Origin of the sequence: Cellulosilyticum sp. I15G10I2 (assembly GCF_900095725.1) — a bacterium.
Lineage (GTDB): Bacteria > Bacillota > Clostridia > Lachnospirales > Cellulosilyticaceae > FMMP01.
This window is the reverse complement of sequence record NZ_FMMP01000006.1, coordinates 840,932-866,771: the sequence shown is the minus strand read 5'-3', so window position 1 is coordinate 866,771 and position 25,840 is coordinate 840,932. Positions and strand designations below refer to the sequence as shown.

Here is a 25,840-nt window from a genome sequence, read left to right as displayed (position 1 = left end):
TGACAAAGAATAAAGTTTACCTAATATCGGATATTTTTGAATGGAAGCTTCATATTGTTCCTGAGTCAGGCCTTTTACATCTTCCAATTTTCGATATATAAACCGGCACATGAATTTTCTAGGTATATATTCTTTTTCTGAACTGACCCCCATAAGTTAGACCTGAAAATCTAACTTATGGGAGGTCAGTTTTGGTACTATAAAAGTGTAGTTGTTAAGTCAGTATACCTGATAAGATAACTGCACTTATTTTTATTATAATTAAGGGAGTAATTGGTCTAGCGGGGTCGTTTTTGTATTAACCACATCCGTCATAAAAACTGTTAGCCATCCCTTATTATAAGCATTCGATTAAGCAGGTTGAAACCAATAGTGGCTTTCGTGTAACGAACCAAAATGAGTGGTAATAAGTGTAGGTGGAGACAATTACAAAACTTATATTGGAGGTTGTATATGATTAGCGTAGGGATTGATATTTCTAAGGGGAAAAGTACAGTGTGTATTCTAAAACCCTATGGAGAAGTGATAAGTAAACCTTTTGAAATAAGTCATACAGAAAAGGATTTATCCGAGTTAGCAAGGATGATTGAAAGATTAGATGATGAAGTTAGGATAGTGATGGAAGCCACAGGGAATTATCATCTTCCAGTGTTGGCCTTTTTAAAAGTTCAAGGCTTTTTTGTAGCTGTAATTAATCCATTAGTGATGAAGAAGTATGCAAGTACTGTTTTGCGCAAAGGAAAGACCGATAAACTAGATGCAATAAAGATTGCTAATTATGGATTGGATTATTGGTTTCATTTAAGAAGTCAGGAAATGAGCGAAGAAACATATATACAATTACGATTGCTTGGACGTCAGTATGCTCACTATATAAAATTACGTATAGAAAGTAAACAAGCATTGACACATATGCTAGATTATACAATGCCAGGAATAAAATCTCTATTAAAAAACCGTTCGGATAAACCAGAAAAAGATAAACTATGTGACTTTGTGGAAAAATATTGGCACTATGATAACATCACAAATAAAAGTGAAAAACAGTTTATTAACAGTTATAAAATCTGGGCAAAAAATAAAGGATACCATCAAAGCGAAAGCAAAGCATTAACTATCTATGCCTTAGCTCAGCAAGGTATCCCAACGTTAGACTCCAATGCCCCATCGACCAAAATGTTAGTATTGGAAGCCGTTAGAGTTCTTCGCGAAGTGGATAGAACTCTATTTATGATTTTAGCACAAATGCAAGAATTAGCAAGAAGTCTTAAAGAGTATCCAGTGGTACGAGCAATGGAAGGTGTGGGAGAAATCTTAGCACCAAGACTAATTGCTGAGATAGGAGATGTACGACGTTTTTATAATGGTAAGGCACTTATAGCTTATGCAGGCATAGATGCCCCGCCTTACCAATCGGGACAGTTTACTGGAACGAAGCGGAGGATTTCAAAACGTGGATCATCGACATTGAGGAAGACTGGATATGAAGTAATGAAATGTCTTAAAAGTAAAAAACCAGAGACAGATGCAGTTTATATGTTTATAATAAAAAAGGAAAATGAAGGTAAAGCAAGTAAAGTAGCTAAAGTGGCTGGATTAAATAAGTTTTTAAGAATTTATTATGCAAGAGTAAAAGAGGTATATCAAGAATAATGGTATTATAAATGAATGATAGCTAAGCTGGGACAAAAAGCAAAAGATGTGCTGGCTTATTAGCGTGCAAAAAAATGAAGAGCAATAAATTTAAGAACTTGCTATAAAAGTATTGATTTTTCTTAGCAGGTTTTTATGGCAAAATATAGTTTTGAGTTTAAACAAAAAGTTGTTGAAGCATATCTAGATGGCGAAGGTGGTTAATCTTACTTAGCACAAAAATATAGTATTCCGGCCTGAAGTAATATAAAAAAATGGGTAAAGGCCTATGAGATGTTTGACGCGGAAGGGTTATTATGTATCTCGTGAAAATGAAACTTACACTTTTGAATTTAAGCTTCATGTTGTAGAATTATATCTAACAACAGAAGTTTCATATCAGGAATTAGCTCTAATCGTTGGAATGAATAATCCACCCTTGATTAATAAATGGGTCAACGACTTTCGAATTGCTGGTCCTGATGCATTGAGACCTAAGCGAAAGGGCAGGCGTTCAAAAGTGTCGAAATCAAAAGATATTAAACCAGCAAACAATGAAAAACTAAATACTGATTTAGAATATCTAAAGCAGCTTTAAGATGAAAATCTTAAATTAAGAATCGAGAATGCATATTTAAAAGAACAGAGGAGGTTGCGTTTAGAGGGAACACCTCAGAGCAAAAAGCGAGAATCATCCACAGCCTCCGAGGATTCTTCAAATTAAAAGATATTCTCGCTGTCTCAGGATTTCCTAAGGTAACCTATATGTACTGGCAAAAAAGATTTGAACGAGAGAAACCTGACCAGGAATTAGAAATAACAATTATGGAAATACGCAGTCAACACAAAGACTTTGGATATCGTAGAATCTACGGAGAATTGCGCAAACAGGGAATGCTTGTAAATAAAAAGAAAGTACAACGTCTCGTACAAAAACTTGGTATTCAGGTAACTTCATTTACACGCAAAAGTAGAAAATATAGTTCCTACAAAGGTAAGGTTGGAACAGTGGCTCCGAATAGAATTCATCGTCGATTTAACACAAATGTTCCACATCAGAAAATCACCACCGATACTTCTGAATTCAAATACTATGAAATTGATGAAAAAGGAAGAATGATTATTAAAAAACTATACCTTGATCCGTTTATGATCTATATAATCACAAAATTGTAAGTTATGGAATTTCACAAAAACCTTCAGCTGTAAATATAATGAACGCCTTAGAGGAAGCAATAGATATAACAGCCGATTGTAAATACAGAAGAACTTTTCATTCAGATCAAGGATGGGCGTATCAGATGAAGAACTATTCATTTACCCTGAAGTCGCACAAAATATATCAGAGTATGTCACGTAAAGGAAATTGTCACGATAATTCAGTTATGGAAAATTTCTTTGGCATTATGAAACAAGAGATGTATTATGGAAATGTTTATTACAGCTATGAAGAGTTGAAATCGTCAATTGAAAAGTACATAAAATATTATAACGAACAGAGAATCAAGCAATCACTTGGATGGATGAGTCCTATTGAATACAGACTCACTCTTCAAGCTGCATAAAGAAATAGCGTAGCAGTTTCATACTACTACGCTATAAAGTCTAACTTTAAGGGGTCACCTCATTTCTATTGCTTCTATTTTTGTACAAAATGCAAAAGATAGAATAGAGTTTATTAAAAAACACATTGAACCAATATTTGAAAATTATGTACAGTAATCCTTGTTTATTGGAGAGATTATGAGCATAATCTTTGTCACGACAAATTCTAATTTATTGATTAATTATAACTTGCCATTTTGATTAATGGCTATTGGTAGTTTCCATTGATTCCATCGTCTAACAATGCACTCAAGTTCGCTTTGGCTGATTAGTGTAGCACCTCTTTAGAAGTTGAAGCCAAAGCACATTCTTAAGCCTAATATAAGAGCTAGCTAAGGCTTAAGAACGTCTTGAGTGCGAGAACGTTAGGCGATAGATAATACTATAATTTAGAAAGGGCTCATTCTGATGAATATTAATTTTAGAAGGGCAGTTATTGAGGATATAGACAAGTTAATTGAGGTACAAAATAGAAGTTTTTATGAGGATTATATAAAGTATAATGAATGCCCATCTTATAACGAATCAAAAGAAGACATGTTTAATTACATAAGTAATTGTATAGTCTATGTTATTGAATGTAATTGTGAGATAGTTGGGGACATAATAATTCGTGAAATAGATGAAGAAAATTACTATTTAAGAGTTTTGTGTGTTGTTCCAGAATTCCATAATCTTGGAATAGGTCAGAAAGCCATTGAAGTTATTGAAAAGGATACTCCTAAAGTTAAAAAATGGGAATTGATTACTCCGTTTGAGAGTGTAAGAAATCATTATTTTTATGAAAAGATGGGGTATATTAAAGTAGGAGAATACAAGCACTCAGATATACTAACAATGTTTAAATATGCAAAAGAAATAAAATGATAGCAATTGTTAAGTGAAGGGGATAGGTATTAACTTTGGCTTCAGTAAAGGCCCGTATTATCCACCGTCTAACAAAATTCTCTGGTGTCTGGAGTACGGAACCGTTAGCCGAAACAAATTAAGACTGTTTACCTTATTATTAAAGAAGGAGGGTAAAAATGCAAGATATTGGATTCATGGCAGTTGAAAAATTTGATTCGTCTTATGGAGATACTTGGACAATATTTGTTGAGTGGTCCAAACTTTATCAGCTTAGAGAGTTAGTATCAATAGATTGTGTTTTGTGTCCACAGGTATTTAAACCTGAAAGTGACGATGATTTTGAGAATCTAGTGCCAAACGAAATGCAATATAGCATATACAAGAATCTTGAGTGGCTAATCCTAAGAACAGGGCATATTGCTGAGAAGCAGATTCTCGCTGTTTTATATAAGCCCAATATGGAGTAAGAGAGCGTTATGCTTGATAATAGATTTGAATTCTGTGGGTATGATCTCATAGAAGATTTTTCTGGAATCAGTGCTATATTAAATTGTGGTGGATTTGATAAAGCGTTTTTAAGTTCTGATCTATCTTTTAGAGGATTGGTCACTAGCTTCGAAAGGGCTAGAGAGGTCCAAGAGAAGTTATTGATTGAATACCCAGATGAAAGTCATGCAGATTGTGAGATATGAGCTATATGGAAGATGAAACAGGTAATTTAACTAGGTAGTGACAAATGGGTATGCTTCGGCTAACAATTCACTCAAGTTCGCTTTGTCTGTTTTAGGTCAAGCCTTCGGAGAAGCAAAGCACATTTCTCAGCCTAAGATAAGAGCTATCTAAGGATGAGAAACGTCTTGAGTGCGGAGACGTTATCTGCAATTTAGACCTAGTATTATTTCAATTTATTCTGTATAATTTTATTAAGAAAACTAAGAAGTGGGTGAGGGTATGTCTTTGGCAGAGAAATTATTAGACGTTTTTATGAAATTACCAGAAGATAAGAAAAAAGAAGCTATTGATTTTATCGAATATTTAGATATGAAGAATCAGAAAGAATTAGAAAAAATGATGGATGATGTTATTATAGACAATAAGAAAGCGTTAGAGGAATTGAGCAAATGATGAAGTCAGTTGATTTGGACAATATTATATTGTTTCATAATAAAATTATTCAACAAACAGGTGGTAGCCATGGACTTAGAGATAGAAACTTAGTTGAAAGCGCTTTAAATAAAGCTTATGTAAGTTATGATGGAAAAGACTTATATCCAACGGTTGAAGAAAAAATTGCAGCGATAACATATTCTTTAATTCAGAACCATGGCTTTGTTGATGGTAACAAGCGAATAGGTATAGCAATAATGCTCCTTTTGTTAAAGCTGAATAATATACAAATAAAGTATACGCAACAGGAGCTCATAGATTTAGGATTAGGAACTGCAGCAGGAGAATATAAACAAATTAATATACTTCATTGGATAAAAGACCGTAAACATTTTGACTAACAGTTTATGGTCTTTTGTATTATGAGAGGTGAAATTTTTGGAGGGATATACATTAGTAACATTAAAAAACATAATGGTTGGGAATTAGACATTGTGGTTCGCTGCGCTCATCTCTTCACTGGGTGCAAGCACCGCTGCGAAGAAGGGCTCTGCGAGTACAGTTCAGAGCCGTCGAAGATACGGACCGTTATATAACATGCTCACTCTACGGTAGTCGTGGATTAAATTAATAATGCAATAACATAACATTTTATTGTAAGGAAGGAAAACAATAATGAAGAGCATAGTTCGCGCAGAGCCAAAAGACGCCTTGATATTAACTAAAATAGCTATTAGATCTGAGGCATATTGGGGTTATAATTTTCAATTTATGAAGAAATTTAAGTCTGTATATAAAATTTCAGAAGATTATATAGAAAAAAATTCAACCTATATTATCATAGATAAAGATATTATAGTTGGTTTTTATGGGTTACTAATTAATGAAAGAGAGATATCTTTAGAGTATCTTTTTATAGAGCCGCAATATATCGGAAAGGGATATGGAAAGATGTTGTGGAACCATATGATTAGTGAATGTAAGGTACTGAATATTAAAGAATTCGCATTGGTGACAAGTCAACAAGCAAAAGAATTTTACATAAAACTTGGTGCAAAGACATGTGGTGAAGTAGATTCACTTGTTATTAAAGGAAGAAAAGTGCCAAAGTTAATATATAGGGTACAATAATATCCTTCTTAAGAAATAATAATGCGCTCAAGTTCGCTTTGGCAGCAGCCTCGTTAACTGTAAGTTCTAGAAATAGAACAAAGTGCAGTTGACGACGTATTTGGCGTCATAGACGCAATGCAAGCATATCAGAGTCTTGATGGGGTTCAAGATTATTTGTTTAATATATCAATCTATAAAATAAGCTTTTTTAACTTTTCGTAGTGATCTTCACTTGGAGCAGCAGTTCCTTTTTCCCATCTTAGGATAGTTTTGAGATGAACATTTAATAGCTCACCAAACTGCTTTTGTGTCAGTTGTCTATCCTTACGGAGTCTTTTTATTACTGAAGAATAATCTGAACTTATAAACTTATAATAGTCATTATAGATTAAAGCCGGATCAATACCAAGTGCAGCTATTATTTTATCATATATGGTTAGAGTAGAAATAACCTTATCACTTTCTATTCTTTTAATTGTACATATATCAATATCAGTTAAATCAGCCAATTGCTTCTGCGTAAGCTTGGCTTTTTTTCGCATGTAGCGTAACCTGCTACCCATGGTATTTCCTGCGTCTTGAGATTCAAGGAAGTTGTAGTTAAATTTATAATATACTGTTTCCGCTATGTGGCTATAGCATTTTCTATACAACGGGCAGCGTAAGTTGCAAGCCTAGTGCATTTATTAGGGTCAAATGATGTGATACCTTTTATTAAACCAATGGTTCCTATAGAAATCAGGTCATCCATGTCACTATTTAAGTTACTATATTTCTTTACAATGTGTGCCACAAGTCTCAAATTTCTTTCTATTAATGTATTTTTTGCTTCTTCATTTCCATCTTTATATAAATCTAGATAATGCTTTTCTTCTTCAGCAGATAATGGCTGAGGGAATGAAGATATGTTGCTAAAATACGAAAAGCAAAAAAAAGGTAGCATAATAAGGCACACCTCCACAAAAAAGGGCTCATAATCATTGTATGAAAGGGTGCCTAAAATTGTGCCCGTACATCAGAAACTAATTAATCTTTTAGCAATGAGGGAAATATCTTTTCAGTAAATAAAGAAAATTCGTCTGAACTTATTATCAATATGCAATAAAATGAAGTAGAAAATTGAGTTCCATAATATAAGCAAAAGTGTAAATATAAAAATAAAGATTTTTAATGGTACATTAACAGGAATTTTGAAACGTTTCAATGAATTACTAATGAAATCATATTGTTTTTGAATGAGATGTAGATTATAATTCAATTATTAATACTTTTATTAAAAACAATTTATAAATTGTTTTTAATAAAAGTATTAACGATAATTAAACAAATTTATAGGGGGGATGTATATGAATAAAATAGGCATTCATTACGGATATTTTACTGAGAATTGGGGCACAGATATTATACCATTAATAAAAAAAGTTAGAGCACTTGGATTTGATATTTTAGAAGTTGCACCAGGCCCTTTGTTAGCAAAAAGCAAACAGGAAAGAGATATGATTGCCAAAGCAGCAAATGATGTGGGTATAGAATTGACATTTTCAGTTGGATTAGGCAAGGCGTATGATTTATCATCTGAGGATGAGAAGATTCGCAATAACGGCATTGATTTTACTCTAAAAACATTTGATATAATGAAAGAGATGGGAGCAAAAATGTATTCAGGTGTAAATGTTGGCGCATGGAATAATACACCTCAGGATGGTATAAAGGATAAAAGCGCTGAATTGGCCCGTTCGGTAGCCTCTATTAAAGAAATAATGAAAGTTGCAGAAAAATACGGGATAACATATGCTGTTGAAGTAGTGAATAGATATGAGCAATCGTTACTTAATACAGCGGAAGAGGCAATGGAATATGTAAAAATGGTAGATAGTCCTAATTTAAAGGTTCTTTTAGATACATATCATATGAATATTGAGGAAGATAGTTTTGAAAAGGCAATTAAACAAGTTGGAAATGAATATTTGGGACATTTTCATGTAGGCGAATCAAATCGAAAGCCCCCAAGCATAAATGGAAGAATGCCATGGGATGAAATTACAACGGCATTAAAAGCTATTCATTATGAGGGTGCAATTGTAATGGAACCATTTATTAAGATGGGTGGAGAAGTAGGTCGAGATATTAAAGTTTGGCGGGATATTAGTAAGAATGCAACTACGGAAGAGATGGATTATATGGCTAAAGAGTCAGTTCAAATGTTAAGGGATAAAATGAAATAAGGATCAAGAATAAAGAATCAGGAGCTAATACATGGCGACAATTAAAGACATTGCAAAAAAAGCAGGCGTATCGGTGGGAACAGTTTCGAACATGATAAATGGAAAAACTGTTGTTAGCGAAGAAAAATATGAAAAAATTAAAAAAGCCATGGAGGAACTCAACTATAAGACTAATTATATGGCTAAAAACCTAAAAATGCAAAAAAATATCGTAATTGGCATTATTTTACCTAGTCTTGATGAACCCTATAGTGACATTTATGAAGGTATTGCAGATTTATTAGATATAAGAGATTACATCACAGTTTTAAAACTGACACAAAACAATATTGTTCTTGAAAATCAATTTTTAGAACAACTAGTTGGTATGGGAGTTATAGGTCTTATAATTGTACCGAGTGATGTAAATAACTATCAAAAATATAAAGAAATCCAAAACCAAGGCGTAGCTTTGGTTTTTATTGAAAGAAAAATAGGTAGTATTGACGTCAGCAATGTGCTATTTGAAAATAAAAAAATAATATATAAAATAACTAAAGATATTTTGGCGGAAAATTCAGGTAAAAATATAAAGTTAATTGTTGGAAGACAGGATTTTACAAATGAGAAGGATTGCATAGAGGGGTATACCACTGCACGAAGTAATCATGAAGATGATATCATTATTATAAATGAGACAAAAAGAGAAGCTCTTTTCAATCAGCTTTATGGTGAAATCATTGCATTTGATAAAGTGCCTGATTGTATCATTACTTCGTCAATAGAATTTGCCAAAATAACTTTAGAAGTGTGTAATATTTTACATTATAATATAGAAATTCATGCAATTGTTGGCGAAAAATGGTATACAACAGACTTATATAAAAAGATCAACCAATATGGAAGAAATGCAATTTTATTAGGCAAAAAAGCCGCAAAACTATTAATAGAATTAATTGGTAATAAACACCTTGCAGAAAATAAGACTATTTATATTGAGTCAAAAAAGAAATATAGGACTGCAGATGTAGCAAAGTCTTATAATAATGGAACAAAAATACGTATTTTAGCATTCCAAAGCGACATGGTAAACGCTATGGAAAAACTATCTTATAGCTTTACCAATGTAACCGGTATAAAATTTGAATTTGATAAGCGAAATTATACTGAATTAAGAAGCGAACTAACAAGACAAGTTGAGCAACAACTTTCGGATTATGATCTTGTAATGATAGATATTCCATGGCTGCGGAGTATTCTTGGGAAGAACTATCTAGCAAATATGCTTCCGAAGGTTAGAGAAGATAAGTTATTAAATTGCTATCCAAGTAGTGTAAAAAACGCGTTTTATAAAGGTGATACAGGAACACATATTTTCCCTATTATAGCTACAGTACAAACTCTATTATACCGTAAAGATATTTTTTCAGACAGAGACATAAAGGTTCAATTTTTTAAAAAATATGGTTATGAATTGGAACCACCTAAAACATGGACTAACTTTAATATTATTGCTGAGTTTTTCGATAGAAGAGAAAATCCAAAATCTCCATTTGAGTATGGAACAGCAGCAACCTCTTTAGAACCAGTAGGCCTGATAAATGAATTTTTACCAAGACAATGGGCTTTTCATGGAAAGATTATAGATCAATGGGGCAGCTTGGTAATAGACAGCGAGGAGAATGTTAGGGCCTTAGAAAATTTAGTGAAAACTTTTGAACATGCGCCAAAAGAAACTGCACATTATTTTTGGGACGAAATCTTTGAATTACTAATTAAAGGTGAAATTCCCATAGCTCAAGGTTTTGCAGCACATTATCAACCTGGAAAATATTCACATCATGGCAATACCTATGAAAAATATATAGGAGGAACGCGGTTGCCTAGCGGCAAAACTATGCTTGGTGGGTGGGCTCTTGGGATTAATAAGAATTCTTCAAATATATCCGCTTGTTATGATTTTATTAAATGGAATTTGTCTGATACAGCGGCTATATCTACAATGCGATTATGTGGATGTATCCCAACAGTGTCTGTATTTCAAGATGAAACATTAAAAGGATCTTATAACTGGCTTAAGCTTATCGATGAAAAGTGCAATATGGGCGGATTAAGAGAAGAAATTTACAATTTTGAAGGGCAACCCGTTGATTTAGAAACAGTTGACCAACTTTTATCAAAAGGAATAAAAAAGGCAATTTACAAAGAAATCGATGTGGTAACTGCATTATCTGAAGTAAAAGAAGATTTATCTATCATCCTAGGAAAGAAACGGGTGTAATGAGAGTGCTTGGACTAATCGGAAAGGAAACTGTATAATGGGCTTCCCTAGCATTTATTATACAAGAGGAAAAAATGAAAAGAACAGAAATTAACAAAGCAATTCAAGAAGCAAAAAAAGCGATAAAAAATATAAATTTTTGCCTTCCTCATTTTGCTTATTGGGAAATAGAGGAGTGGAGGAAGCGGAAAGAAGAGATTGATCGTATCAAAGAGGTTATGTTAGGATGGGATGTAACAGATTTTGGGAGTGACGATTTTAAACATGTCGGCGCTGTTTTATTTACAATTAGAAATGGGAGTCTTTATAATCCTGGAATAGGTGTCCCATATTGTGAAAAAGTCATTGTATTTAACGATGAACATAAGCAAGTCATTCCGCTTCATTTTCATAATAATAAAACAGAAGATATTATCAATCGAGGTAATGGTATTATGGAAATTGAATTGTTTAATGCTACAAGAGATGGAAAGGTTGATTATAACTCTCAGGTTGAGGTGTATATGGATGGGATTAAATATATAGTTGAGCCAGGTCAAATTATTGAGATAACACCAGGAAATAGTATTTCTCTCACCCCACGGTTATATCATAGGTTTGGCGTAAAGAGGGGAAAAGGTAATGTGGTAGTAGGAGAAGTTTCTAAGATAAATGATGATTATACGGATAATGTATTTGCGAATGAACAAAAAAGATTTTCATATATAGAAGAAAATGAACCAGCAATTTGTCCATTATGTAATGAATATGATAAGCTCTAATAACATAATCAAACAGTTTTAACTAGAGATAAATTTATGAAAAAATGCCTTCATACTTAAAACGTATGAAGGCATTTCATTGTCTGACTTAATGAAAGTATGTGAATCGCGTCATGTTATTGTTGCTTACAAAACTAGTGGATTGCCTGTTGAAAGGTGATGTTAGTTAAATAATATATCCTTTAAGCAGTATTATTATTGGAAAGGAACAGTATTGGTAGTTTAAAAAGATCTATAAAAACACACTCTTTTGGAGATAATGATACTGAGGTGAATGATATGAAAAAATATCTTAGTTATAGTAACCATGATGTAGCAGTTATTCATGATGAAAATGAGTCAGAAGCAGTGCTTAGTGGTTTGAAACGTCTTCAGGTAGAACGGGATATAAAAAGTGATGATGTAGTTGTACTTACACCAAACTGGGTCAATAATCAAAAAACAAACCCTTCAGACGGGGTAGTTGTTGGCCCTGAAACACTACGAACTATTATTAAGTGGGTAAAAGCAAGAAGTCCAAGAAGAATAATTATTGCCACAGGGGCTGGTAGTGGGAATACAAAACAAGTAATGGAAGAGGTTGGTTTTGACCTTGTAATAGAAGAAGAACAGGTGGAGTTTATTGATTTTAATACAGGCCCTTATGTTACCTTGTCACTTAATCATAAGAAACCAAATACCATTAAAGTTAATAAAATCATCAATGAAATGACCTACCATATTTCCTTTACTCAATTAAAAACACACGAAGAAGCAACTATGTCTGCAAGTATTAAAAATATGGCTCTTTCGTGGCCCACAACAGAGGAACATGGTTCACCCAAAAAAAACTTAGGTATACATGAAGAACTTCATGGATTTATAGCTGCTATGGCAGAAAGCATTAAGATTGACCTTGCAATTGTAAGTGCAAATCCTGTTATGATAGGAACAGGCCCCACAAAAGGCATAGATAAACATACCGGTTTAATTATTTGTGGAAGAAATCCTATTGCTGTTGATAGCATCGGTGCAAGATTATTAGGCTTTATGGAACAAGGTATAGGTTATATTCATTTACTAAAGAACAAAGGGTTTAAAGAAACGGATATTAAAGCTATTCCCATGAAAGGATTATCATTAGTTGATGCAGAGAAAATCTTCTCTGAGAAAGTATATGGGGAGAAGATGATACTTGAAACGGTATAATTTATATTAACTAGAAATGAGAATAAAAAGAAAGGAATGATCACATGAAAGAGAATAAAAACAGTGAAAAAATAGATAAAGATTCTAACGAAGAAGAAAACGGCCTAGTTCATCTAGCAGAAGAATATGGCGAAATAATTATTAAAGCCATTAAGACTTTAGCTCCTGATTCTGAAGAAGATGATATAGAAAAGCTTAAACAATAAAAAATATATCTTTGTACCAAATGGCATTTATATTTTAAAACTCAATCTAATCTTCAAGTTATTACTTAAAGATTAAATTGAGTTTTATTACTATGGACATATTAAGTGACTATCCTATAATTGATTTTGAAATTTGAGACATCTTTTTTGTTGCAGAGGCAATATCAGGTTGTGCTAAAATAGCAGATACAACTGCAATCCCGTTAATGTTTGTATTTTTTAAATTACTGGCATTGTTTTCGGATATCCCACCTATTGCAACTACCGGAATATTTACAGCATTACATATTGCTTTTAAAGTAGAAATTTCAGTAAGTTGTGTGATAACCTTTGTAGTAGTTGGGTTAATGGCGCCGGTTCCTAAATAGTTAGCTCCAGCCTCTTGGGCATCGAGTGCTTGTGATATTGTTTTTGCACTTACACCGATAAGTTTATCCTTTCCTAAAAGCTTGCGCGCTTCTTTAGCCGGCAGATCACTTTGGCCGAGATGTACTCCAGCAGCATCAACAGCTAAAGCAATATCTATTCTGTCATTTATAATGAGTGGTACCTGATAGAAATCTGTAAGTCTTTTTACCTTAAGTGCCCTTTCAAAAAAACGTCTCGAATCAGCATCTTTTTCTCGTAATTGCATAATGGTTACTCCATTTTGAAGGGCTGTTTCGATGGCGGCATAAAATGTTTCCTCGTTAAAGTATGTATGGTCTGTTACAAGGTATAATGAATAATCAATGGTAAGCAATAATTTTGCTCCTTTCTTTTATTGTTTCATCAGAAATAGTATAAAGATTATCAAATAACAAAGTCTTAAAGCCCCCGATACCCTTGCAAGATAATTGTGCAAGTTCACCTGAAATGCCCATAATAGTTACGGCTGCAATAGCAGCGCTAAGATAATCTCCTGTATTACAATAGGCTCCTATGAGGCTTGTACACATACATCCTGTACCTGTAACCTGACTCATCATAGAAACACCATTTTTAATTAAGAAAATAGCGTCTTGATTAGCAATGATATCTGTTTTGCCTGTAGCTACGATGACAGCGTTTTGTTTAACTGCAAGCGCTTTTACAATCTCCGCTAAGTACTGTTCATTTTTATCTGTAATAATATCTCCTGCAGCAACATCAACGCCGACTGCATCTGTTTCAAGGTCGCATAAGGCTTTAATTTCTGACATGTTGCCCTTTATAATGTCTGGACTTAGTTCAGTGAGTATACGCTTAGAAAGTGTTTTACGCAAGTCGCTCCCAGCAGCTCCAACAGGGTCAAATATAATAGGAATATTATGAGCTTTTGCGATATGGCCTGAAAGAAAAACACTCTCTATCATATCGTCTGTTATTCCACCAATATTGATAACTAGAGCTTTTGACTTTTTTGTTATTTGGGCAATTTCTTGTAAGTGTTGTGCCATAATAGGCTTTGCGCCAACTGTAAGAATGATATTAGCACAATCATTTGCTGTAAGTGGGTTAGTCAGACAATGAACAAGAGGTGTTTCCTTTTTTGTTTGATAGACGATGTCAGTAATTTTTGCAACGATTTCGTGCACAAAAGCACCTCCAAATTCTTTTCTATTTCAAAAATATAACGCCTACCGATAGGTAAGCGTTTAAATATATCAAATATAGAATATTTGATTTGCTTCCCTACGTTAGTATTAACTAACAGGTTCAAAGGGTCAGGTTTTAGCCTTCTCAACCATATGGTTCCCCCGCAAACACATAAATTATTAAATTTTCTCCTATTATACTTGTTTTTTAAAAGAATGTAAAGTGTATAGAAATACGCTCTGTAGCAGTGTTATGATTTGAGGTCTAATTTTCTAAGAACTGAAGGTACATTAACGTCTTCAGATACTTTGAACTTAACAATTTGCTTAGGATGAGGTGCAGAGGCAATACTGTTTCCCTTATCGTCCCATAATGTTTCTACGGTGCAGCTAATAGGAGGGCCTTTCGGAACAAGGATTTCAACCGTATCGCCTGCTGAAAACTTACGTCTTTGTTCGATGGTTACAAGATGCTCTATGGGGTCATAGTCAATAACCATACCAGAAAAATCATAGTTTCTTATATAAGAATTATGAGAATAAGTTTGATCGTCGGATGTTGGTTTCTGATAGTAAAAGCCTGTTGTAAACTCACGGTGGCTTGCCTTGCCAACCTCTTCAAAAAAGTAATCTTTTTTCAAGGCGAAAGCATGCGGATCGCATAAATAAGTATCAATTGCCTCTCTATAAGCTTTAACCACTGTTGCAACATAGAGAGGTGTTTTCATTCTGCCTTCTATTTTGAAACTGTATATACCAGCTTCAATAAGTTCTGGGATATATTCTATCATGCATAAATCTCTGGAATTATAAATATAAGTTCCTCTCTCAGTTTCCTCAATAGGCATATATTCCCCAGGTCTCGTTTCTTCAACTACATGATATTTCCACCTGCATGGCTGGGCGCACTCACCACGATTAGCATCTCTATGGGTCATATAGTTACTTAAAAGACATCTTCCGGAATAAGACATACACATTGCACCATGAACAAAAGCTTCAAGTGTAACATCGTCAGGAAGATGCTGACGCATTGTTTTAATCTCTTCAAAGGATAATTCACGGGCAACTACAATACGCTTTGCCCCTTGCTTGTATAAAAAGAGCGCACTATGATAATTCGTGTTATTAGCTTGCGTAGAAATATGAATTTCCATATTTGGTACAACTTCCCGAGCAATGCTAAATACACCAAGATCTGCAACGATAAGGGCATCTACTGACATAGATGACAGGGCTAAAAAATAATCTTTCATACCCTCAAAATCATCATGATGTGCAAAAATATTAGCAGTTACATAGACTTTTACACCATGAGCATGTGCAAATTTTATTCCTTCAGCCATCTCTTCGAGAGTGAAATTTTTGGCTTTTGCTCTTAAGCCGTAATGGTCTCCGCCAATATAAACAGCATCTGCACCATATAAAACAGCAATTTTTAATGTTTCTAAACTCCCAGCTGGAGCTAATAATTCTACTGGCTTAGTCATTGGTTTTCCCTCCTGTTTTAAAGCTTAATGCAATGCCATCACCAACCGGCAATACGCTGGATCTAAGCTCATCACTGTGTGTAATCGTCCATAAAAAATCTCTTAGTCTTGAATGGGTTGTCCTTTGTCTTCTATCAATCAAATATCTCGAACGTGCCACTGTTCCTTTGTGTAAAACATTATCTGTAATCAAAAGCCCATTAGGCTTTAATAATCGTAGGCACTCTGGTAAAAAATGAATGTATTGCCCCTTAGCACAATCCATAAAGACTACATCATACTGCATTGCATCTAGAGTGGGCAAAATTTCTGAAGCATCACCTTCAAGGACAGTAATAGTTTCCTCAAGGCCTGCTTTTTTAATATTTTCTTTAGCTATATTTAGCATATACGGAAAGCGTTCTATTGTAGTAATATGCCCATTTTCACTTAAAAATTCACTCATCAAAATAGAAGAGTAGCCTACGGCAGTACCAATCTCCAAAATATGAACAGGTTTTATAAGAGATAAAACAACCTTGATAAAATCAGCTACCTCAGGTTTAATAATTGGCCAGTGCTCAGTCTCACTTGCTATTTTTTTTTCGATTTCCAGTAAAACATTTGAGGTAGGTACGGGATGAAGTGCTCTTATATATTCAACAATATAACTGTAGTTAATTTCGCTCATAAAAGTTTCCTTTCTTAAAATATTCTCCACTGTCAATATAAATCAATTTATTCTTTTGTTCAAGTACAAAAGAATAAATCGCCCTTGTGGACGATTTACTCATAAAAGTTTTTATCTACACTTTGTTTATATCTTGTTTTATTGCGTTCATGTTCACTTGCTGTAGCGCTAAAGGAATGAGAACCTTCCGCCTCATTTTTTACAACAAAGAAATAATAATCGTTTGTATCAGGCATCAGCGCAGCACTGATAGATTCCGCTCCAGGTGCGCAGATGGGACCTATAGGTATCCCGGTATTGGTATAAGTATTATAAGGAGATACAACTTCAAGATCTGCATAAGAAAGAGCTGCCTTTCTTTTTTCTAATACGTACTGTACAGTTGAGCACATCTGTAACTTCATATCTGAATTTAGACGATTATAGATGACACCTGCAATAATAGGACGTTCCTCACTTAATTTTGCTTCTTGTTCAATAATAGAGGCGATTGCTAATACCTCATGTAAGCTATATTCAGAGGAATTAATATAATTAGAGTATTGTGAAATAATCTCTTGAAACCGGTTAAGCATTTTAATAATAATTTCTTCAGGAGTAGCGCCTTTACGCACAATATAGGTGTCTGGAAATAAGTAGCCCTCAAGTGCATATTTTGTATCGCGTGGAAGATTTCTCAAAAAAGCGTAGTCATATTCGCGATTGTTAACCGCATCAAGAAAGCTTTCTTTAGAGATGATATTTAAATTTTCCAATCTGTCGGCTATTTGAATAATAGTGTAACCTTCTGGAATGGTAAATTTAATAGTTTCTTCTGCAACTGTCATATCTGACGTAAGAAGCTTTAGAATCTGAGTATTAGACATATTACTACTGATAGAATATTTACCAGGCTTAAGCTGTGTATCTAATTTACTAAGTTTACTTTCAAGTCTAAAATAAAATGGATTTGAGATAAAATCATTTTCATAAAGTAAATCAGCTAGCTCTTTAACCGTGGTACCCTTTAAAATTTCTATTGAGATTTCTTTAATATTAGGATTCTTTTCTCGTGATGCATCACTCTCAACAATATTAGAAGTATAATTGAAAAAGTAAGAAAATGCTCTGGCACTTCCTACAATACATACTATAAGTAAGGCTAAGCTTAGAATAGTACTAAGTGTAAACCGTATAGTTGAACCTCTTTTAAACATAATAATCTCCTTAAATACTATTTTATAAAAATTATACCTATTTTTTCAATATAATTCAACTAAAGTATTAACAAATCCTTTTTAATATACGCGTTTTTAAAGAGTTGTGGGTTATTAAGCTAAAATTTGAAGTTATTGTACATTTGTAGAATAACTGTCCAATAAATAAAACCGGGATAACGAGAGATAAATAGGGAAAACCATTGATAACATGGGATTCATCCACAACAATATGTGAATAAGTGGGATGAACACTGACAATAATGTTGCAAATGTAGCTATAAAGCTTATAAGCCTTGAAATATAAGGGCTCATAAGCTTTTTTGCATTTTGAGTTACAGAAGTCAGCGCACTCATCAGCCTATGATCTAGTAAAACCAGTGTTATTTGTTAAAGTAGTGTTACTGGACTGTTATTCTATATGTGCTAAAATCTTTAAAAGCTATATGTATCAAGCGTTATAAGGTAGTAACAAAAGCATAACACTACTGTTATTAATCGAACCATGATGCTATATTTTATACTAAAATCAGCAAATTACAATGGGACAAACATGCAAAATCATTAGGAATATGTCCCATTGATTGAATATCAATGGATTCAAGGCAATACTTAATTATAGTTTATCAAAGATGCAATGGGACACTATAATGTGAGTTACTTCCTTATAAATGTAATTTTTAATAATGATATGAAATCATACCATAAGAGACATAAAAAATTAAGCTAACTCAAGTGTAGCTGCTTCTTCACCGTCTTCGTTTCCAGTCGTGTAGGCTGATGAGTTTGGCACTGTGTTCTTAGATACCCCACATTCAGCCACTTTTTCTTCAACAATACCTTCAAGTTTTATTCGATCACGAGGAGGTAATTGTCTAACTAAATTAATAAGATATTCTTCTTCTCTACTTAAGAGCACGAGAGTACCCTCAGTTTTAACAGATTCAACGTAAGTTGAACTTACAGTTTTAGAATCATTTCCTGTTAGAAGCCACTCAACAGAAACATCACAATTTAAAGCTAATTGGTATAGTATGACAGCATCAGGAATACGCCCTTGAACGTAGTTATTTATAGAAGTTTTAGATACGCCAATCTTTTGGGCGATATCTTTTTGCGTAATATTATTATTTTTCAATGCTTCTTTAAGTCTCTGTCCAAAAGCAATCGGATCAATATTATTCATAAAAGCCTCCCTTGTTCAATAGTTGTTGAACTTAAACACCTATAATTCAACAATTGTTTTATTTTTACCTTGACAATTCAACGTTCGTTGAATTATAATTATAATATGATATGAAAACCTACCAAAATAGTAACACACCCAGCCGGATATTTAAATATATTTTCAGAAAATATCCAAAAAATCCCATTTTAAGTTTTAATTATACACCCTATCTAGAAGTCATATCTAAAGAGAAGGGAGAGTGCTTATATATCCAAAAGGCACTGGAAGGAGTAAAAACACAAGAAGCATAGACATTTAAGCAGGCAAGGAGGATGCATATGACAAAATTAAAAGATCCCAAGGTTCTTTTTGGAATAGAAGTCAGAAAGAAGCTTATAGAAGTAGGGATGACTCAAAGAGAACTTGCAGAGGCAGTAGGAGCTACAGAGGAATATATATGGCATATAACTCATGGCAGAAGAAAAGGAACAAAGTATATTCCTAAGATCATTACAGTTTTAAAATTAGACCATGAAATGAAAGAGGTGATATAAAGTGACAATCAATCATGTTGGGACAGATAAAGTCAATGAGCTATTAAGCAAGATTACATCAGATACTGCAACAACTAAGATACTAGATCAGCAGACAATGGAAGAGTTTTATAAAAATAGAATCACATTTTTAGAAGGACAGTCAGGGGAACTGGAGAAGAAGCAGGAGCAGCTTGAAGCTGAGATTAAAAAAGAAATACAGCAGGTTATGGCAACGAAAGGAGCGGAACTGCTTTCAGCTAGGCAACTTTGGGAGCTTGTGGTTAAGGAAATTGGAGCTTGTGAGTATAAGCTTAAAGAGATGCAAGATGAAGCAAAGTGAATTGATTCAAGATAACTACATTAAGCAAAGGAGCACGAGATGAGATATGTAAAAATAGAAAAAGCGCCCTGCAATAAAGCAAAGGCACTTTCCAAAAAAGTCAATTACAGTATACCACTTGATAGGCTCCTTTGTAAAGGAGGGACACAATGGATGATATTTATGTGACATTAGATGATGCAGCAATATTAGAAAATACAAGCTATGAAGCCATGAAAAAGAAGATTCAGAGGCAAAGTACAAGTTTTAAAACTAAGACAGAAGAAAACACAAACGGAGGCAAGGAACGAGTTCTTATATCTCTTACTTCCCTAAGTACTCAGGCAAGACGAAAGTATAAATCTCAGCAAGTGCAGAAAGAAAAGGCTAACAGTGATGAAGTCGCATGGTATGTTTATACAGATATTAACTGGTATAAAGAACGCTTCCCACAGCACTTTTTTGAAGCGGTTGAAGTCGCAAGATATATTGAGAAGTATTTAGGTAAAGAGTTAGAAATGACAGCTGGTGAATTTAAAACTTTTTTAGCTAATAAATACGGTGTATCAGCAAAGACAATACAAAGAAGAGTAACTGACTACATAGAAGCTGATGCAGTAGCTACCATACAAGAGCTTAATACAGGAGAAAATTATGGACATTATAGGATACTTGCATGTGCTAGAAAACCAAAGGAAGATAATACATTTCCAAGTCTAAAAGAAGAAGTTAAAGTGTTTATCGAAAATCTCTATTATGATGAGACATTCAGCAGGAATCTTAATTCAACTACTAATCTATATGAAGATCTTTTAGATGCAGCTGAAGACAAAGGCTGGACAGTGCCATCCTATGATACAGTTCTAAGATATGTAAAATACCTAAATGATCAAGATGGAGAAGGAGTAAAAGCTTTAGCAGCCAGAGGGCTTAGATATTGGAGAAACCAATATATGATCAAGCGTAGAAGGAATTTAGGGGCATTGCAGCCATTAGAAGTAGTTCAAGGAGATGCACATACTTTTGACTGCTGGGTAAGGGTAAAGAGGGCAAATGGTTCTTATCAGGCTATAAGGCCGATGCTCGTAGCTTGGATAGATATGAGAACAAGATGCTTGGTTGGATGGGTTGTATGTGAGTGTCCAGATGCAAGTATCATCAAGCAAAGTATTATCAGCATGGTTTATCCAAAAGAAAATAAAGCACTTCCCTATGGCGTTCCTAAGTATTTACTCATAGATAATGGTAAAGACTTCACGGCTCAAACGCTTACTGGAAGAGCTAGGACGGAAAGATTTACATTTGATGAAGATACAGAAGGGTTCTTTAGATGTGTAGGCATACAGGATGATATGAGAAGTATTCCCTATCAACCTTGGTCAAAGGCTCAAGTCGAGAGGTTCTTTGGAAGAGTATGCGGACAGTTTACAAAAAGAATAGCTTCTTATACTGGAACACTTACTGGAAGCAAGACATCTAGTAAAGTTGTGAAAGATATAGAAGGCATGCTTGAGAGAGGAGAACTAATGCCTATTGAGGAATTTGCAGAGCTCTTTGAGAAATGGGTAGTTGAGAGGTATCACGCTAGAAGGCACCAAGGACTTATAGAACAGGGTGAAAATACACCAGCTCCTATATCGGTGTTTAACTCAGTTGAAAGATACTTTATGGCACCACCACCAATAGATGTGGCAAGAGCAATGCTGATGGAAGGCTCTATGAGAGTTATCAGAAGATCAGGAATACAGATAACCTTTGAAGGCAAGAAAATCTATTATCAAAACGAACTGTTAGCAAACCATGAGGGTGAAAAAGTTCAATTCAAATATCATCCAAATGATGTAACGAGAGTCAAAATCTATGATATGTCAGGTGACTCTATATGCGAGGCAGTATCGCATGAATTACTTCTTATAGCACCAAAACTTAGTGAAGCAGGACTTGTTGAGCATCTTAGAGACCAAAAACGAACTGAAAGAAGAACTAAGGATACTCTTAGATACAGACGTGCTAGTGCAGAGGAAAGAAAAGAACTTAATCTTGAGGATGCTGGCAAGAAAGTAGTAGCTCCGCAAATAGATATAGCAGCACAGAAGGTATCAGCTATAGTTACCAATAACAGGTACATTACTGATAAGAAAGCTGCCAAGAAGCAGAAAGAAGAAGCTATCACTCATAGTGAAATTAAAAAGAGTGCTGAATTACAAAATGACTATTGGAAACGTAAAGCAGATGAAGTCTTTGCACAATTAGGATAAAAGGAGAGATGAATATGTCATTAGCTGAGAAACTAAAGAATTATATAGATGAAAATAACAAAAGCATTACAGAGGTAAGTGATGCAATGGGTATTGGAAGAAGCGCACTTAGTCAATATCTCAATGGGAAGTATGCAAGTGATCCAACTAATATTGAAAATAAGATTGTAGCTTACATGGAAGGGACAGGCATTGATATTACAACACAGGCTGACTCAGAAGAAAAGAAATCAATTAACAGGGAATTTTTTAGAAGCATAGATGCAAGCAGTATCATGTCTGTAGCGAGAGCTTGCCAAGATGAAATGCTTCTTGGATGCATAGTAGGCAAAAGCGGATTCGGTAAGACCATGACCCTTAAGAAGTATGCAACATTTGATAAAGTTGTTTATATCGAATGTGACAGCATGATGAGCGGTAGAGATTTACTCTTTGCTATAGAAAAAGGAATAGGCTTGCCAAAAGGCAAAGGAACTAACTCAGAAAGAGCAAACAACATCAAGAAATTTTTTAATATTAACAGAGGATATCTGATCATTGTAGATGAAGCGGACAAGCTGATCAGCAGAGATACCACTGCAAAACTAGAAATGCTAAGAAGTATATTTGATCAAAGTGACGTAGGTTTGTTAGTGGCTGGAGAACCAAGGCTTGAAATAGACATCAAGAATTATGATCAGCGTTTTGCAAATAGGATAGATCAGTACTATAGACTAAAAGGACTTGCAAGAGAAGAGGTTGTACAGTATCTAGATGGTCTTGATATTACTCAGAAAGCTGTTGAAGAGCTTATAGTGAGAGCTACAAATGATAATAGCGGATGCTTTAGATTACTGGATAGAACTATGAAGAATATTCAAAGAGCACTAGGTAATAAAAACAAGATAACAGCAGATATCATTATGGAAGCAAGTTCAATGATGATGTTATAAAATTTGCAAGATAATTGTCCAAAATAGAGGGTATTGCAGCCCTCTATCAAGGGAGATGAACAAATGGAAAAGCAGTTATATTTATTTGATCCCAAGACAGGTGAAAGAAAGAAAACAACCTACAAGATACTTTCAGGAATAACTGGAAGATCAATAAGTTCATTAAGAAGCTCTAAGAGATTATGTTGCAAAATGAAAATCTTAGGTTGCTATATTGTAGATGCAGATACCCCTATTAGTGTTTATAGAGGACTACTTGCAAAAGAAGTCATAAAAGATGAAGTGTGGCGAGATATTCCTAATGCAGATAGAGGGTGGCAAGTAAGCAGCTATGGGCGGTATAGATCAAAGGTACAGGATAGATGGATTTACAGGGTACCTTACATGGGCGTTAAGGATACTAGTACAACAATTGGCATGAGGATCAACGGAGTTCCATATATCTTTAGAGGTCACGAATGGGTAATAAAACTATTTCTAGGAGATCCACCTAAAGGTCATGTAAGTTATCATAAGGATGGAAATAAGGCCAATAACAGGGTGGAAAACTTAGGTTTTATAACACGATATGAGTTAATGCAAAAGCAAGCTCTGCCAGTTATAAGAAAACCTGTAGCTCAGCTTGATGAAGTAACAGGAGAGGTATTAGCTGAATATAAGAGTCTGATACAAGCTGCACAAGCAAATTACACAACACCATGGTCTATACGACAGGCATTAAAAGAAGATAGACCGGCTATAGGTTTTATCTGGACTACAGAAGATGCCTTATTAGAAAAAGAAATAGATTATTAAGCAGGTGAATCATGATCCAAGTATTTATTAGATATGATGTGAAAGATAAAGCAGATGCCGAGAGAATAAAAAAAGGTCTAGCAAAGATGAATTTTACCAAGCATCTTGAAGAAAAGGACACAGATCAAGTTAATAGAGAAATATGGGCTAGAGAATAAGGAGGAATCGCTATGAAAGCAAATAATTTAAGTTTAAAAGATGTGGTAAAATGTGCAGTAAATGCCCTAGAAGCTGGCGTTGACAGTAAAGAAGAAGCGGTATCATCTATCCTTGATTTTATTGATGCTAATTATACAGCAAACAGTGCTCTTGATGTAGTACCAGTAGAGGTCTTTGAGGCAAAAGATAAGGCAGGAAACACTATAAAAGTTTTCGGAATCCCAGAGCATCTGATTGCTTAAACAGCTTATGATAGTGTATATGGCAGTTTCAAACGATAAATATGAACTACCCCTAGTAGTAACAGATACACGTAAAGAATTAAGTCAAATAACAGGAATAGAAGGCGACTACATAAGCAAATGTATCTATCGAAATTTAGTAACTTATAAGTGGGAAGAGGTATGGGGTAATAAGTTTGTAAGAATACAAATCGAGGAGGAAGAAGATGAGTAGACAGATAGAGGATCTTGTTGAAGACATATTAACAACAGAAGATGGTGAAATAAGCATTAGCTTTAAAGAAGATCAAACACCTGAAGAAGCACAGAGAATTAAAGAGTGGCTTATGTCTCTTACAGGTAATGTGAGTGATGAAGATGAATAAATGCAGAGGCTGTACAGATAGGGTTTTAGGATGCCACAGCACATGCAAAAGTTATAGGGAATTTAGAGCTGCAAAAGAGTATGAATACAAAGAAAGACATAAAAGTATGTGTGATTGGGTGCTTGCTAAAAGGAATTTAAGTAGAAAGACAATGTTAAGCACACATAAGTATTAGAGAAGGTGATTAATTGGATGATCTAAGTACTATCAACCTAATTAAGACATTAGAAATAGGCACAGAAATAGAGCTTACAATAAAATGCTTGGGTGGAACAGCAAAGATACAAGGGAAATACAAAGGTGGACTTGAGCATCACGGATACTATAAACCGAGTGGTGGGTGGGGGTGCAGCTCCTTAAAAGATAAATATAAAGAATTTGAAGATGAGAGGGAATGCTGGCAGTTTCATTTCACAGAGAAAGGTAAAAGAAGTATCTATATCATGCAGATAGGTTACAAGGTTTTAGACATTAAAGTCTTAAATAAATGATTAAGCACTTAAGGAGGAATAGGATGTCAAAACATCTTAAAGCACCAACCAAGAAACAAAGGATTTTCATGAGCAAAAAGGGATTGAATTGGGAGAATTGGATGGTTGAAAGAGACACTCCACAAGAAATGGTTATAATACACAGGCATGCAGACCGAGAAGAGACATTACCAAAGATAACAAAATGCGTATAAACAAGGAGGAACAAACATGGCACGAGTAAGAATGGAAGATACAAAACTTAAGACTTGGGAAGAGGTAGATGCAGCACTTAAACAGATAGGTGAATGGCAAAGGAGTATTACTAAGGTTGAAGGCAAAATGAATGAGCAGATTGATAAGGCTAAGGCTAAAGCTGAAGAAGAAGCCAAGCCATTTAAAGATCAGATTAAAGCATATGAAGTACAGGTTAAAGAATTTGTTGAAAGTAACAGAGATGATCTAGGGAATAAGAAAACAAAGGAACTTAATTTTGGCAAGGCCGGCTTTAGAAAAAGCACTAAAATATCTCTTCCTAAAGCAGCTGCTAAACTTACAGAAATTATTAAAAAGCTAAAAAGTTTAGGCATGACTGATTGTATCGTACAGCCACCTGAGAAGATTGATAAAGATGCCTTAAAGAAGTACCCTGCTAACGAAATTATTAAAGTTGGTGCAGGACTTAAAGTTGAAGACGTATTTTGGTATGAGACAAATGAAGAAACTTTAGCTGAATAG

The 25,840-nt window shown here is 34.3% G+C and carries 32 protein-coding genes, 2 pseudogenes and 1 riboswitch; of the genes and pseudogenes, 26 read left to right on the top strand and 8 right to left on the bottom strand.

Annotated elements, in window-relative coordinates; all coding sequences use genetic code 11:
• The first annotated feature begins 453 nt into the window (after window positions 1-453).
• From BN3326_RS04300 to BN3326_RS04265, 8 genes and pseudogenes are all read left to right on the top strand, one after another.
• Window positions 454-1,653: an IS110 family RNA-guided transposase gene (locus tag BN3326_RS04300; RefSeq protein ID WP_069997862.1), complete on the top strand. Its 1,200-nt coding sequence runs from the start codon at window positions 454-456 to the stop codon at window positions 1,651-1,653.
• A gap of 135 nt (window positions 1,654-1,788) precedes the next feature.
• Window positions 1,789-3,197: pseudogene (locus tag BN3326_RS21390) on the top strand (IS3 family transposase).
• Window positions 3,198-3,645: 448 nt separating this feature from the next.
• Window positions 3,646-4,104: a GNAT family N-acetyltransferase gene (locus BN3326_RS04285; RefSeq protein WP_069997861.1), complete on the top strand. Its 459-nt coding sequence runs from the start codon at window positions 3,646-3,648 to the stop codon at window positions 4,102-4,104.
• A gap of 158 nt (window positions 4,105-4,262) precedes the next feature.
• Entirely contained in the window at window positions 4,263-4,553 is a 291-nt protein-coding gene (locus BN3326_RS04280; protein WP_069997860.1) for a hypothetical protein, read from the top strand.
• A 9-nt stretch (window positions 4,554-4,562) separates the two neighbouring features.
• Window positions 4,563-4,778, top strand: coding sequence for a hypothetical protein (locus BN3326_RS04275; protein WP_069997859.1), 216 nt, complete (start codon window positions 4,563-4,565; stop codon window positions 4,776-4,778).
• Window positions 4,779-5,037: 259 nt separating this feature from the next.
• On the top strand, window positions 5,038-5,211 hold the full coding sequence (locus BN3326_RS21625; protein WP_074463579.1) for a DUF2281 domain-containing protein: 174 nt from the start codon (window positions 5,038-5,040) through the stop codon (window positions 5,209-5,211).
• Window positions 5,208-5,594 carry a type II toxin-antitoxin system death-on-curing family toxin gene (locus BN3326_RS04270; protein ID WP_069997858.1) on the top strand — a complete coding sequence of 129 codons (387 nt, stop codon included), beginning with the start codon at window positions 5,208-5,210 and terminating at the stop codon, window positions 5,592-5,594. Before BN3326_RS21625 ends, BN3326_RS04270 begins: the two co-directional genes overlap by 4 nt.
• Window positions 5,595-5,868: 274 nt before the next feature.
• Window positions 5,869-6,324, top strand: a complete 456-nt coding sequence (locus BN3326_RS04265; protein WP_069997857.1) for a GNAT family N-acetyltransferase — start codon at window positions 5,869-5,871, stop codon at window positions 6,322-6,324.
• Window positions 6,325-6,497: 173 nt separating this feature from the next.
• Here the strand turns inward: BN3326_RS04265 and BN3326_RS04260 are convergent, their stop codons facing one another.
• Window positions 6,498-6,869 (bottom strand): helix-turn-helix domain-containing protein, encoded by a 372-nt coding sequence (locus BN3326_RS04260; protein WP_083258508.1) that lies wholly within the window; start codon window positions 6,867-6,869, stop codon window positions 6,498-6,500.
• 71 nt (window positions 6,870-6,940) lie between these two features.
• A pseudogene (locus BN3326_RS04255) lies at window positions 6,941-7,249 on the bottom strand (sigma-70 family RNA polymerase sigma factor); the annotation flags it as partial.
• 403 nt (window positions 7,250-7,652) lie between these two features.
• Here BN3326_RS04255 and BN3326_RS04250 point away from each other — a divergent pair.
• The 5 genes from BN3326_RS04250 to BN3326_RS21915 all read left to right on the top strand — a co-directional run bounded on the left by BN3326_RS04250 (window position 7,653) and on the right by BN3326_RS21915 (window position 12,946).
• Window positions 7,653-8,531 carry a D-psicose 3-epimerase gene (locus BN3326_RS04250; RefSeq protein WP_069997854.1) on the top strand — a complete coding sequence of 293 codons (879 nt, stop codon included), beginning with the start codon at window positions 7,653-7,655 and terminating at the stop codon, window positions 8,529-8,531.
• Between the two features lie 31 nt (window positions 8,532-8,562).
• Complete coding sequence (locus BN3326_RS04245) at window positions 8,563-10,791, top strand: extracellular solute-binding protein (RefSeq protein ID WP_069997853.1); 2,229 nt, start codon at window positions 8,563-8,565, stop codon at window positions 10,789-10,791.
• A 74-nt stretch (window positions 10,792-10,865) separates the two neighbouring features.
• Window positions 10,866-11,552, top strand: coding sequence for a D-lyxose/D-mannose family sugar isomerase (locus tag BN3326_RS04240; RefSeq protein ID WP_069997852.1), 687 nt, complete (start codon window positions 10,866-10,868; stop codon window positions 11,550-11,552).
• Window positions 11,553-11,831: 279 nt separating this feature from the next.
• Window positions 11,832-12,740 carry a DUF362 domain-containing protein gene (locus tag BN3326_RS04235; RefSeq protein ID WP_069998425.1) on the top strand — a complete coding sequence of 303 codons (909 nt, stop codon included), beginning with the start codon at window positions 11,832-11,834 and terminating at the stop codon, window positions 12,738-12,740.
• Between the two features lie 44 nt (window positions 12,741-12,784).
• Complete coding sequence (locus BN3326_RS21915) at window positions 12,785-12,946, top strand: hypothetical protein (protein WP_171903763.1); 162 nt, start codon at window positions 12,785-12,787, stop codon at window positions 12,944-12,946.
• A 109-nt stretch (window positions 12,947-13,055) separates the two neighbouring features.
• On the opposite strand, the gene thiE is transcribed toward BN3326_RS21915, so the two are convergent.
• The 6 genes from thiE to BN3326_RS04205 form a co-directional block, all read right to left on the bottom strand.
• Window positions 13,056-13,688 carry a thiamine phosphate synthase gene (gene thiE / locus BN3326_RS04230; RefSeq protein WP_242875933.1) on the bottom strand — a complete coding sequence of 211 codons (633 nt, stop codon included), beginning with the start codon at window positions 13,686-13,688 and terminating at the stop codon, window positions 13,056-13,058.
• Complete coding sequence (gene thiM, locus BN3326_RS04225) at window positions 13,675-14,502, bottom strand: hydroxyethylthiazole kinase (RefSeq protein ID WP_069997851.1); 828 nt, start codon at window positions 14,500-14,502, stop codon at window positions 13,675-13,677. Before thiM ends, thiE begins: the two co-directional genes overlap by 14 nt.
• A 76-nt stretch (window positions 14,503-14,578) precedes the next feature.
• Window positions 14,579-14,676, bottom strand: a riboswitch (TPP riboswitch).
• A 77-nt stretch (window positions 14,677-14,753) separates the two neighbouring features.
• Window positions 14,754-15,992, bottom strand: coding sequence for a peptidase U32 family protein (locus tag BN3326_RS04220; protein ID WP_069997850.1), 1,239 nt, complete (start codon window positions 15,990-15,992; stop codon window positions 14,754-14,756).
• Window positions 15,985-16,662, bottom strand: a complete 678-nt coding sequence (locus tag BN3326_RS04215; protein ID WP_069997849.1) for an O-methyltransferase — start codon at window positions 16,660-16,662, stop codon at window positions 15,985-15,987. The genes BN3326_RS04220 and BN3326_RS04215 overlap by 8 nt, the downstream gene beginning before the upstream one ends.
• A 95-nt stretch (window positions 16,663-16,757) precedes the next feature.
• Complete coding sequence (mltG, locus tag BN3326_RS04210; protein WP_074463578.1) at window positions 16,758-17,858, bottom strand: endolytic transglycosylase MltG; 1,101 nt, start codon at window positions 17,856-17,858, stop codon at window positions 16,758-16,760.
• Window positions 17,859-18,579: 721 nt separating this feature from the next.
• Window positions 18,580-19,044, bottom strand: a complete 465-nt coding sequence (locus BN3326_RS04205; protein ID WP_069997848.1) for a helix-turn-helix domain-containing protein — start codon at window positions 19,042-19,044, stop codon at window positions 18,580-18,582.
• A gap of 320 nt (window positions 19,045-19,364) precedes the next feature.
• Between BN3326_RS04205 and BN3326_RS04200 the strand changes: the two genes are divergently transcribed.
• From BN3326_RS04200 to BN3326_RS04155, 13 genes are all read left to right on the top strand, one after another.
• Window positions 19,365-19,580, top strand: a complete 216-nt coding sequence (locus tag BN3326_RS04200) for a helix-turn-helix domain-containing protein (protein WP_069997847.1) — start codon at window positions 19,365-19,367, stop codon at window positions 19,578-19,580.
• Between the two features lies 1 nt (window position 19,581).
• The gene (locus BN3326_RS04195) at window positions 19,582-19,902 is read left to right on the top strand and encodes a hypothetical protein (RefSeq protein WP_069997846.1); all 321 of its coding nucleotides are present in this window, start codon (window positions 19,582-19,584) and stop codon (window positions 19,900-19,902) included.
• A 149-nt stretch (window positions 19,903-20,051) separates the two neighbouring features.
• Window positions 20,052-22,139, top strand: coding sequence for a Mu transposase C-terminal domain-containing protein (locus BN3326_RS04190; protein WP_069997845.1), 2,088 nt, complete (start codon window positions 20,052-20,054; stop codon window positions 22,137-22,139).
• Window positions 22,140-22,153: 14 nt separating this feature from the next.
• Window positions 22,154-23,071 (top strand): AAA family ATPase, encoded by a 918-nt coding sequence (locus BN3326_RS04185; RefSeq protein WP_207646305.1) that lies wholly within the window; start codon window positions 22,154-22,156, stop codon window positions 23,069-23,071.
• A gap of 63 nt (window positions 23,072-23,134) precedes the next feature.
• Window positions 23,135-23,866 carry an HNH endonuclease signature motif containing protein gene (locus tag BN3326_RS04180; RefSeq protein WP_069997843.1) on the top strand — a complete coding sequence of 244 codons (732 nt, stop codon included), beginning with the start codon at window positions 23,135-23,137 and terminating at the stop codon, window positions 23,864-23,866.
• 11 nt (window positions 23,867-23,877) lie between these two features.
• Complete coding sequence (locus BN3326_RS21910) at window positions 23,878-24,024, top strand: hypothetical protein (RefSeq protein WP_171903762.1); 147 nt, start codon at window positions 23,878-23,880, stop codon at window positions 24,022-24,024.
• A gap of 12 nt (window positions 24,025-24,036) precedes the next feature.
• Window positions 24,037-24,267: a hypothetical protein gene (locus BN3326_RS04175; protein WP_069997842.1), complete on the top strand. Its 231-nt coding sequence runs from the start codon at window positions 24,037-24,039 to the stop codon at window positions 24,265-24,267.
• A 19-nt stretch (window positions 24,268-24,286) separates the two neighbouring features.
• Complete coding sequence (locus tag BN3326_RS04170; protein ID WP_141722841.1) at window positions 24,287-24,481, top strand: hypothetical protein; 195 nt, start codon at window positions 24,287-24,289, stop codon at window positions 24,479-24,481.
• Window positions 24,474-24,632: a hypothetical protein gene (locus BN3326_RS21905; RefSeq protein ID WP_171903761.1), complete on the top strand. Its 159-nt coding sequence runs from the start codon at window positions 24,474-24,476 to the stop codon at window positions 24,630-24,632. The genes BN3326_RS04170 and BN3326_RS21905 overlap by 8 nt, the downstream gene beginning before the upstream one ends.
• The gene (locus BN3326_RS04165) at window positions 24,625-24,807 is read left to right on the top strand and encodes a hypothetical protein (protein WP_069997840.1); all 183 of its coding nucleotides are present in this window, start codon (window positions 24,625-24,627) and stop codon (window positions 24,805-24,807) included. The genes BN3326_RS21905 and BN3326_RS04165 overlap by 8 nt, the downstream gene beginning before the upstream one ends.
• 13 nt (window positions 24,808-24,820) lie before the next feature.
• Window positions 24,821-25,123: a hypothetical protein gene (locus tag BN3326_RS04160; RefSeq protein ID WP_069997839.1), complete on the top strand. Its 303-nt coding sequence runs from the start codon at window positions 24,821-24,823 to the stop codon at window positions 25,121-25,123.
• Between the two features lie 23 nt (window positions 25,124-25,146).
• Window positions 25,147-25,317, top strand: coding sequence for a DUF6906 family protein (locus tag BN3326_RS21900; RefSeq protein ID WP_171903760.1), 171 nt, complete (start codon window positions 25,147-25,149; stop codon window positions 25,315-25,317).
• A gap of 16 nt (window positions 25,318-25,333) precedes the next feature.
• Window positions 25,334-25,840, top strand: coding sequence for a host-nuclease inhibitor Gam family protein (locus BN3326_RS04155; protein WP_069997838.1), 507 nt, complete (start codon window positions 25,334-25,336; stop codon window positions 25,838-25,840).